Source organism: Streptomyces sp. P5F9, from assembly GCF_057961495.1.
Window position 1 is genome coordinate 1 of the sequence record NZ_JBXVPZ010000362.1, and the last position, 10199, is coordinate 10199.

Sequence of the window (10199 nt, forward strand, 5' to 3'; positions counted from 1 at the left end):
CCCCGCCACCGCCGCACCACTGAGGTTCAGCGGCTGCCGCCGTACCCCCCACCGCCGTACCCTCCACCGCCGTAACCGCCGCCTCCGGCCACACCAGCAGCACCGGACAGGGCGCGTGATCGACGGCGAACCGGACGGCGGGCCCGAGACTGTGCGGGCCGAGCCGGGCCCGGTCGCCGTCGCGGGCCAGCACCAGCAGATCGGCGTCGTCGGCGGCGGCCACCACCTCGCGCTCCACGCGCCCGGCCCGCTCCATCCGGGTGCACGGCCGCCCGAGCCGCTCGGCCGCCGCGTCCAGCAGCTCCGCCGCCGACGTACTGCCCAGATCCTCCAGCCGGGTGCCGGGATCACGCTGCGGACCGCCCCGGCCGAGCAGCCCGGCGAACGCCCCGTGCGCCACCCCGGGCACATCCGGCCCGCTCACATGCAGCAGCACCACCTCGTCCGCCTCCGCCGTATGCGTCCGTACGGCGTCCACGCAGGCGGGCCATGTGCCCTCGACCAGCCAGGCGATCACACGCATTCGGCCTCCCTCGGTGTCAGAGAACCTGGAGCGACACCCACAGTGCCAGCACCGCCGGGACGAGCGCGGACGGCACGGCGAGCAGCCCCAGCTTCGTGAACTCCTTGAGATCCACGCCGTGTTCGTGCTGATGGACGATCCGCCGCCACAGCAGCGTCGCGAGCGACCCGGCGTAGGTCAGGTTCGGTCCGATGTTCACCCCGAGCAGCACGGCGAGCACGGCTCCGGGTCCGGACTGCGCGGTCAGCGGCAGCAGGACCAGCACCGCCGGCAGGTTGTTGATGAGATTCGCCAGTACGGCGGCCAGCGCGGCGATCCCGAGCAGCGCCGCGATGCCGGTCCCGCCGGGCAGCAGGTGCCCGAGCGCGTCCGAGAGTCCGTTGTCGACCACGGCCCGCACCACGATTCCGAGCGCCAGCACGAACGCGAGGAAGGACGGGGCGGCGGCCCGCACGACCGTGAGCGGGGTCGCCCGGCGCCGTAGCAGCGCCCGGCCGGCGAGGACGAGGGCGCCCGCCAGCGCGGCCCACGCCGGATCGATGCCGATCGCGGAGGTCAGCACGAACCCGGCGAGGGTGCAGGCGACGGTCGCCAGTGCGAACACCGGCAGCTCGGGCTTGTCGCCGGAGGCCAGCGAGGGCGCGGCCGCCGCGAGGTCGCGGGCGAAGAAGCGCCGGAACACCAGGTACTCGGCGCCGATCGCGACCAGCCAGGGCAGCACCATCAGCCCGGCGAAGCGGGTGAAGCTCAGGCCGCTGGCCGCGAAGGCGAGGAGGTTCGTCAGGTTGGAGACCGGCAGCAGCAGCGAGGCGGTGTTCGAGAGGTGCGTACAGGCGTAGACGTGCGGCTTGGGACGGACCCCCATCCGGGACGCCGTCGCGAACACGACCGGCGTCAGCAGCACGATGGTCGCGTCCAGACTCAGCACGGCCGTGATCACCGAGGCCAGCCCGAACACCGCCGTCAGCAGCCGGCCCGGACTGCCCTTCGCCCACTCCGCCATCCAGGCCCCGCAGGCCCGGAACAGGCCCTCGACATCGCAGAAGTGGGCGAGCACGAGGACCGCGGCGAGGAACCCGACCACCGGCCCGAGCTGCCCGGCCTCCGCCCGCGCGTGGTCGAGCGAGATCGCCCCGGTGGCCACGGCGATCCCGGCGGCCGGGACCGCCATCACTGCCTCCGGCAGGCCGAAGGGGCGGACGACGGCCCACACGAGGACGGCGACGAGCAGGACGACGGAGAGGGTTTCGGCGAGCGGGGTGTTCAGGGGACGGTCCTCCGGGACGCGGGACGTGCTGCCCGCCCCATGTAACCAGGCCGCGGCGCGCAACCCGTGATCAGGATCCCGTACCCGCGCTGAACACCGTCAGACGCACCGAGGACGCGTTGCCCGACACCGGCACCGTGCCGTTCGTCCACGACACCTTCAGCGGGTCCTTCTCGTCCGGCGGGGTGACCACCAGCGTGGCCGGGGTCGCCGTCTTCGCGCCGCTGACCTCCGGGTTGGAGAAGGACAGGCCGGCCCAGGCGCTCTGGCCAGGCTTCAGCGTGACCGTGGCGGCGGTGGTGCCCGTCTCGCGCTGAGGGTCCGGGCCCAGCTGGGTGCCGGACGCGTTCACGAACGCGGCGCCGGGATAGCCGCGGACCGTGCAGGTACGGCCCGACGCGTTGGTGAGAACGATCGGGAAGTTCTCCTGCCCGGCGCCCGGGTCGTTGCCGCCGACCTTCGCCTTCAACTCGGAGGTGTGGCACCGGCCGCTGCTCGCGGTGCCGGTGTTGGTGCTCGTGCCGCCGGAGCCCGAGGACGTGGAGGTCGAGGTGGAGGAACCCGACGAGGTCGAGTCCGAGCCGGTGGCGGTGTCGGTGCCGCTCGACGTGGAGGCCGGCGTGCCGGACCCGTTGGTCGTGGGGTCGCCGCCCGCGGGAGCGGCCGTACCCGACTGGGTCTGCGGGCTGCTCACCGTGCCGCTGCCGTCGCCACAGGCCGTCGTCAGGCCCAGTACGGCCACGGCGCTCACGAGCAGGGCCGCCCGGCGCTGGGACTGAGACGTGTTCGCCATCTTCAACACTCCTGGAGGTTCACCGCACAGCGCCCCGCGCGCTGTCACAAGGGTCCGATGCGGGTCCGCGTCGAAAGGTTCGCGGGATCACCGGATTTTTTCCGGCAGTGAGGTCGACAGTGATCAGGTGACCCGCAGCGACCGGAGTATGCGCGCGGTCGCGTCACCGCTGTGCTGCCGGATCTGGACGTACACCTGGGGCTGCGCGGCGCCGCCGACCATGCGGAGCGCGGTCTCCGAGAGGGTGCCCGTGCCGCCCGAGCAGTCGCTCCAGGTACGGATCGTGCCGCGCCAGGTGGCGCTGGAGTAAGCGTGACTGCCGTCGTAGTGACAGCCGGAGTGGGCGATGCCGTCCACCTCGGTCGTCACGCTGCCGTGCTCGCTCAGGCCGATGAACACGCCGTTCACGTCCGTCGACAGGTCCGGCCACTTCGACAGGTCGTCGGCGACGGCCAGCCCCGGCTCGTGCCCGGACCGCAGCCCGAGCGCCTGCGGATTCCAGCCCGAGTCGCGCAGCTGACGGCCCCACGCGTTGGGCACCTCGGCCACGATCCGGCCGGTGCTGTCCTTGACCCGCAGCTGGGAACTCCCGGACGACGAGGGCAGGTTCAGCACCGCAGTGGCAGCTGCGGCGGCCACCACGACGAACAGCCCCGCCATCAGCGCGACACTCCGGTGCCGGCTGTGCAGCCTGCGCTGCTTGCGCGTCGGGGCGGCCTCGGCGGCCAGCCGCTCCAGTTCCTCCGCGAACTCCCGCGCCGTAGGCCAGCGCCGCTCCCGGTCCGGCTCCAGCGCGCGGAGCAGGGCCCGCTGAACGTCGGCGGACACGTCCGGCCGCAGCCGGTCCGGCCGTACGACCTGTCCGGGCGCCCCCGGGACCGTGCCGGTGACCAGTTCGTAGCCGACCGCGCCCAGGCTGTACACGTCGGCACGCTCGTCGATGCCCGAGCCGGGCTGCGCCTGCTCCGGCGGCTGGTAGCCCGCCGAACCCGCGGCCAGGGTGAGGCCCGACCCGTGCGCCAGGCTCTTGGCCAGGCCCAGGTCGGCGAGCAGGACGCGGTACGACCCGTCCGGGGCGGTGCGCAGCAGCACGTTGGACGGCTTGATGTCCCGGTGGACGATCCCCGCCTTGTGCAGCGCGGCGGCGCCCCGGGCGGCCAGCGCGGTCAGCCGCAGCGCCTCCGGCACGGGCAGCGGACCCGCGGTGAGCAGATCGGCGAGGGTGCCGGCGTCGGCGTACTCCATGACGAAGTACGGCCGTCCGTCGGGCAGCTCACCGATGTCGTAGACCTGCACCACGCGGTTCGAGTCGGCCCGGCGCAGCAGCCGGGCCTCGGACAGGAAGCGGTCGACGATGTCGAGGCGGTGCGCCCAGTTGTCGGCGAGGACCTTCACGGCCACCGGCGCTTCGAGCACGTCGTCGTGCGCGAGCCAGACCGTGCCGAACGCGCCGGTGCCCAGGCGGCGTTCGAGTCTGTAGCGGCCGATCTGTTCGACGAAGTGCATGCGACTATCATGCCTGCTCGTAGACCGAGGCGGAGGAGTGGAGCCAGTGCGGGACACGGTACGGACCGAGGAGCTCGCGCGGCGGGCCGCGGCCGGTGACACGGGTGCCCTGGACGAGCTGCTGCGGTCGATCGGCCCCGAGGTCCTGAGGCGGTGCGGGCGCTTCCTGCCGTGCCGCGAGGACGCCGAGGAAGCGGCGCAGGACGTACTGATGCAAGTCGCCCGGAAGATCGGCACGTTCGAGGGCCGGAGCCTCTTCAGCACCTGGCTCTACACGGTGGTCGCCAACGGCTCGCGGCAGAAGTACCGCGAGCTGAAGCGGCGGGCCGCCGAGCAGCCGGCTGTGATCGACGTGACCCAGCACGTCGACCCGCGCACCACGAGCGTGATCGCCGGCTCGAAGATCGACCTCCTGGAGGCGCTGGAGCGCCTGGAGCGGGAGCAGCCGCACCTGGTCGCGCCGCTGGTCTACCGGGACATCTGCAACCTGGAGTACGCCGACATCGCCGAGCGCCTCGGCATCCCGCTCGGCACCCTCAAGTCCCGGCTGCACGAGGCCCGCCGCCAGGTCAGGCCCTGGCTGACCGACCTCTCCTGAGTCGGCCGACCTCTCCTGACACGGCTCAGATCTCGTCGAAGAGGGAAAGCTCCGCCCAGATCGTCTTGCCGTCCGCCGTGTGCCGGCTGCCCCAGCGCTGGGTGAGCTGCGCGACCAGCAGCAGGCCGCGGCCGCCCTCGTCCCAGGTCTTGGCGCGGCGCAGGTGCGGGGCCGTGTGGTTGGTGTCGGAGACCTCGCAGATCAGCGTGGTCGCGTCATGGATCAGCCGGAGCCGGATGGGGTGCGCGCCGTAGCGGATCGCGTTGGTGACCAGCTCGCTCACCACCAGCTCGGCCGTGAACCCGGCCTCGCTCAGGTTCCAGGCGTCGAGCTGTTCGACGACCTGCTTGCGGATCGGGGCGACGAGTGACGGGTCGGCCGGGATGTCCCAGGTCGAGACCTGCTCGGCGGGCAGCCCCTGGGTGCGGGCCAGCAGCAGCGCCACGTCGTCGCCGGCACCGCCCGGCGGGAGCACGGCGTGCAGGATGCGGTCGCAGGTCTCGTCCAGGGAGTCCGAGGGGGCGTACAGGGCGTCGAACAGCAGCCGTTGACTGTCGTCGAGGTCCCGCTCGCGGTTCTCGACCAGCCCGTCGGTGTACAGCGCGAGCACGGTGCCCTCGGGCAGCTCGAACTCGGCCGACTCGAAGGGCAGCCCGCCCAGGCCGAGCGGCGGCCCCGCGGGCAGGTCGACGGGCTCGGGCGGACCGCCCGGCCGGATCATGACCGGCGGCGGATGACCGGCGCGGGCCAGCGTGCAGCGGCGGGACACCGGGTCGTACACCGCATAGAGACAGGTCGCGCCGACCTCGCCCGGACTGCCCTCGCCGCCGGCCTCCGCGGACAGCCGTACGACGAGGTCGTCGAGGTGGGTCAGCAACTCGTCGGGCGCCAGGTCGATGTCGGCGAGGGTGCGGACGGCCGTGCGCAGCCGGCCCATGGTGGCGGAGGCCTGGATGCCGTGGCCGACGACGTCCCCGACGACCATGGCGACCCGCATCCCGGACAGCGGGATCACGTCGAACCAGTCGCCGCCGACCCCGGCGCGCGCCGCCGGCAGATAGCGCGAGGCCGCCTCCAGGGCGGCCGTGCGCGGGAGTTTGCGGGGGAGCAGGCTGCGTTGGAGAGCGAGCGCGGTCTCGCGTTCGCGGGAGAAGCGGCGGGCGTTGTCGATGCAGACGGCGGCGCGGGCGGTGACCTCCTCGGCCAGCAGGACGTCGTCGTCGGTGAACGGGTCGATGCGCCGGTACCGGGTGAGGACCGCCACGCCGAGGGTGACGCCGCGGGCCTGGATCGGTACGGCCATCGAGGAGTGGATGCCGTACTCCTCGACGCGCCTGGTGCGGGTGCGGTCCCAGGCGAGCCAGAGTTCGAGGGCCCGGCCCGAGGCGACGAGCGTGCGGCCCGCGACCAGCGCGTCGGCCTGCGGGGACTGCTCCGGGTACAGATTCAGCTGGCCCGGTTTGGCGACGGCCTCGGGGCTGCCCTGCTGCACCGACTGGTGGGCGGCCCGGCGCAGTCGGACCGGTGCGGTGATCGCCGTCGGGAGCTCGCCGCCGTGCTCCTGCGGGTCCAGCAGTTCGATGCTGACGAAGTCGGCGAGCGCCGGCACGCAGACGTCCGCGAGCTCTTGGGCCGTACGGGTGACGTCGAGGGTGGTGCCGATGCGGACGCTCGCCTCGTTGACGAGTTGCAGCCGCTCCCGCGACAGGTAGTTCTCGGTGAAGTCGTGCGCGGCCAGACACACGCCCCGCACCCGTCCCTCGGCGTCGGTGATCGGCGCCATCCGGGCCAGCCACGCGTGCGCGGCGTCCTCGCCGCCGGTGCGCATGTAGATCTGGAAGTCCTCGGCGGTCCCGGAGGTGAGCACACGCAGCATGTACTGCTCCAGCTCCGCGCTCTGCGCCTTCCCGCCGATCTCGGTGATCCGCAGCCCCTGGATGCGCTCCTCGGGCAGCCCGATCACGTCGGCCATCGCGTCGTTGACCCGGCTCAGCCGCAGCCGCTCGTCGTAGACCGCGATGGCACACGGCGACTGGGTCAGCGCGGCGGTCGCGAGAGGGTCCTCGGAGGCGGGCGGACCGCCCCCTTCCAACGGGGTCACGACGAGCCAGTCGCCCGGCCCGCCGTCCCGGGGCCGCCGGTGGTGGGCCAGCAGCCACACGGGCACGGCGCGCCCGTCGCGGTGGCGCAAGGAGACCGTGCCGTCCCAGCGCGCACCCGTGATCCCGGGCAGCGCCTCGGCACCGCCGGCCAGCAACCGTACGGCCGGGCGGCCCACGACCTCGTCCGCGGTGTGGCCGAGGAGCCGCCTGGCCCCGTCGTTCCACTCCACCAGAGTGCCCGCGTCGTCGATGACAACCCGCGCCGTCGCGGCATCGTCGAACGGGTAGACCGGTCTCATCGTCGCCACTCCATCGCGCACACTCACAGTGAACAGGCGCGTCACTTGTGTTCCAGCCTAGTGCGTCACGGTCTCGCGCGGACGAGAACCCCCAGGGACGACGGTCGCGACGGTCAAGGGGGGAAAACCGGTCGAAGTGGCCCACCGGGGCGGCTGTCCGCCTCCGCACCCTTGACGGCCCGGCGTGGCACCCCGTCAGAATCTGTTCGGTCACGATCAGTTGTGAGTACTTCTGGGCCCTGATGAGGGAGAGCCGCCATGACGGTCACTCGCCGATCGGTTTTGATCGCTTCCACGGCCGCGCCGACGGCCGCATCACTCCTGTCCGCCCCGGCCGCACATGCCGCCGCAGCGGGCGTGTCCGGCCGCCGCACGGTCCCCCTCCGGGACGGCTGGCGCTTCGCGCTGGTCAACCCGGGCGGGATCACCGACCCGACCGGCGCCTACGCGGACGCCGCCGCACCGGACTACGACGACTCGGCCTGGCGCCAGGTCGCGGTCCCCCACGACTGGAGCATCGAACAGACCCCCACCACGGCGAACGGCACCACCAGTGGCACCGGGTTCTTCCCGGGCGGCCTCGGCTGGTACCGGATCGCCTTCACCCTGCCGCCGGCCTTCGCGGGCAAGCGGATCTCGGTCGAGTTCGACGGCGTCTACATGGACTCGTACGTCTTCTGCAACGGCACGCAGGTCGGCCAACACCCCTATGGATACACGGGGTTCGCCCTCGACCTCACCGACCTGCTGCACACCGACGGCACCACGGAGAACGTCGTCGCGGTGCAGGTGCGGAACCAACTCCCCAGCAGCCGCTGGTACTCGGGCAGCGGCATCTACCGCGAGGCCCGCCTCGTCATCACCGAACCGGTGCACGTCGAACGCTGGGGCACGTACGTCACGACCCCGGACATCACCGCCGAGCGGGCCGTCGTACGGGTGCGGACTACCGTGGTGAACGAGTCGGGCACCGCGAGCGAGGTCGAGGTCAGATCGAGAGTCGTGGACCCCGGCGGCCGGACCGTGGCCCGCGGCTCCTCCACGGTCGCTGTCACCGACCGCGCAACCGAACCCCATGAACTCGCCGTCCCCAAGCCCGAGTTGTGGGACATCGAGACCCCGGACCACCGCTACACCCTGGAGACCGAACTGCGGGTGGCCGGCAGGACGGCCGACACGTACAGCACCCCCTTCGGCATCCGCACCTACCGCTTCGACCCGGACGAGGGCTTCTCCCTCAACGGCACGCACACCAAGATCAAGGGCGTCGACCTCCACCACGACCAGGGCGCCCTGGGCTCCGCGATCAGCATCGACGCCGTACGCAGGCAGTTGAGCATCATGAAGTCGATGGGCGTCAACGCCTTCCGGACCTCCCACAACCCGCCCTCGCCGCAAATGATCGAGGCCTGCGAGGAGTTGGGCATCGTGATGATGGTCGAGGCCTTCGACTGCTGGCACACCGGCAAGACGACCTACGACTACCACCGGTTCTTCGACGACTGGTGCGAGCGGGACGCCACCGAGATGGTCCTCGCCGCCCGCAACTCGCCCGCCGTGGTGCTGTGGTCCATCGGCAACGAGATCCCCGACTCGACCTCCACCGCCGGGCTGGCGATGGCCGACCGCATCATCGGCGCGATCAAGGCGGCGGACGACACCCGGCCGGTGGTCATCGGCTCGAACAAGTACCACGGGGTGCCCGCCAAGGGCTCCGCGGCCGACCTCATGCTCGCCAAGCTCGACGGACTCGGCCTCAACTACAACACCGCCAAGTCCGTCGACGGCCTGCACGCCGCCTATCCGGACCTGTTCCTCTTCGAGTCGGAGTCCTCCTCCGAGACCTCGACCCGCGGCGCCTACCAGGAGCCGGAGCACCTGAACACCGGCGAGAACCACACCCCGGGCAGGCGCGACACCTCGTCGTACGACAACAACCTCGCCTCCTGGACGATGAGCGGCGAGTACGGACACAAGAAGGACCGGGACCGGAAGTGGTTCGCGGGCCAGTTCCTGTGGTCGGGCATCGACTACATCGGGGAGCCGACGCCGTACGACGTCTTCCCGGTCAAGGCGTCCTTCTTCGGCGCGGTCGACACGGCAGGCTTCCCGAAGGACATGTACCACCTCTTCCGCAGCCAGTGGGTCGGCGAGCCCATGGTCCATCTGGTGCCGATGAGCTGGAACCACCAGCCGGGCGACACGGTCGAGGTCTGGGCCTACGCCAACGTCGACACCGTCGAGCTGTTCCTCAACGGAAAGTCCCTCGGGACAAGGGAGTTCGACACCAAGAAGACCACCGACGGCCGCACCTACCTGGAGACCAACGAGGCCACCGGTGACGACAAGACCTTCACCACCGGCCCCTACCCGGGCAGTTACACCAGCCCGAACGGCAGCGCGGGCAAACTCCACCTGACCTGGAAAGTCCCGTACGAGCCGGGCGAGTTGAAGGCGGTGGCGAGCAGTGGCGGGAAGGTGGTCGCTTCCGACGTGCTGCGTACGGCCGGTGCCGCACACGCCGTGCGGCTCACGGCCGACCGCACGTCCCTTGCCGCCGACGGCCGTTCACTGGTCTTCGTGACCGCGGAGGTCGTCGACGCCCACGGTGTCGTCCTGCCCGACGCGGAGGATCTGATCGCCTTCGAGGTGAAGGGCGGGTCACTTGCCGGGCTCGACAACGGTCGGGAGGAGAGCGCCGAGCGCTACCAGGCGAGCACCCGAACCGCCTTCCACGGCAAGGCACTCGCGATCGTGCGGTCCGGTACGAAGGCGGGCCCGCTGAAGGTGACGGCGCGGGCGGAAGGGCTGCGGGGCGGCGCGGTGACGGTGCGGACGACACCGGGTCGGGATGTGGCCACGACTTCGGCGCCGCGATTCTCGGCCGACTATCCTGCGCCGCCCAACTACCCCTACGCCGACGCGAGTTACTCGGGACGACCTGACACGCTCCCCGCCGCCATGCTCGACGGCGACTCGGCCACCGGCTGGTCCAACGCCTTCGTGAAGTCGGCGACGGCTCTGCTGCCGGCATTCAGTGGGGCGCGTGCGGAGGACTGGGTGTCGGTGGACTGGGGGAGGGGGCGGTCCTTCGACCGGGTGGAGGTGTCG

6 protein-coding genes and 1 pseudogene are annotated in these 10199 nt (G+C 71.8%); 2 read left to right on the plus strand and 5 right to left on the minus strand.

Going from position 1 to position 10199, the window contains the following annotated elements; genetic code table 11:
* Positions 1-76: 76 nt before the first annotated feature.
* The 4 genes and pseudogenes from AC31A1_RS38250 to AC31A1_RS38265 form a co-directional block, all read right to left on the minus strand.
* Positions 77-523 (minus strand): annotated as a pseudogene (locus tag AC31A1_RS38250) (universal stress protein); the annotation flags it as partial.
* Positions 524-539: 16 nt separating this feature from the next.
* Entirely contained in the window at positions 540-1790 is a 1251-nt protein-coding gene (locus AC31A1_RS38255) for an arsenic transporter (RefSeq protein WP_489657700.1), read from the minus strand.
* A gap of 70 nt (positions 1791-1860) precedes the next feature.
* Complete coding sequence (locus tag AC31A1_RS38260) at positions 1861-2583, minus strand: DUF4232 domain-containing protein (protein WP_489657695.1); 723 nt, start codon at positions 2581-2583, stop codon at positions 1861-1863.
* A 123-nt stretch (positions 2584-2706) separates the two neighbouring features.
* Positions 2707-4089: a serine/threonine-protein kinase gene (locus AC31A1_RS38265; protein WP_489657696.1), complete on the minus strand. Its 1383-nt coding sequence runs from the start codon at positions 4087-4089 to the stop codon at positions 2707-2709.
* 46 nt (positions 4090-4135) lie between these two features.
* Here AC31A1_RS38265 and AC31A1_RS38270 point away from each other — a divergent pair, with 46 nt between their 5' ends.
* Positions 4136-4687, plus strand: a complete 552-nt coding sequence (locus tag AC31A1_RS38270) for an RNA polymerase sigma factor (protein WP_489657697.1) — start codon at positions 4136-4138, stop codon at positions 4685-4687.
* A gap of 25 nt (positions 4688-4712) precedes the next feature.
* Here AC31A1_RS38270 and AC31A1_RS38275 read toward each other — a convergent pair whose 3' ends face one another.
* Complete coding sequence (locus AC31A1_RS38275) at positions 4713-7088, minus strand: SpoIIE family protein phosphatase (protein WP_489657698.1); 2376 nt, start codon at positions 7086-7088, stop codon at positions 4713-4715.
* 258 nt (positions 7089-7346) lie between these two features.
* Between AC31A1_RS38275 and AC31A1_RS38280 the strand changes: the two genes are divergently transcribed.
* The coding region (locus AC31A1_RS38280) for a glycoside hydrolase family 2 TIM barrel-domain containing protein (RefSeq protein WP_489657699.1) at positions 7347-10199 on the plus strand (2853 nt) is incomplete at its 3' end.

Bases quoted from the DNA above. Each gene is read 5' to 3' on its own strand.
- AC31A1_RS38275 (WP_489657698.1), bottom strand. From the start codon at position 7,088: ATGAGACCGGTCTACCCGTTCGACGATGCCGCGACGGCGCGGGTTGTC.
- AC31A1_RS38260 (WP_489657695.1), bottom strand. From the start codon at position 2,583: ATGGCGAACACGTCTCAGTCCCAGCGCCGGGCGGCCCTGCTCGTGAGC.
- AC31A1_RS38265 (WP_489657696.1), bottom strand. From the start codon at position 4,089: ATGCACTTCGTCGAACAGATCGGCCGCTACAGACTCGAACGCCGCCTG.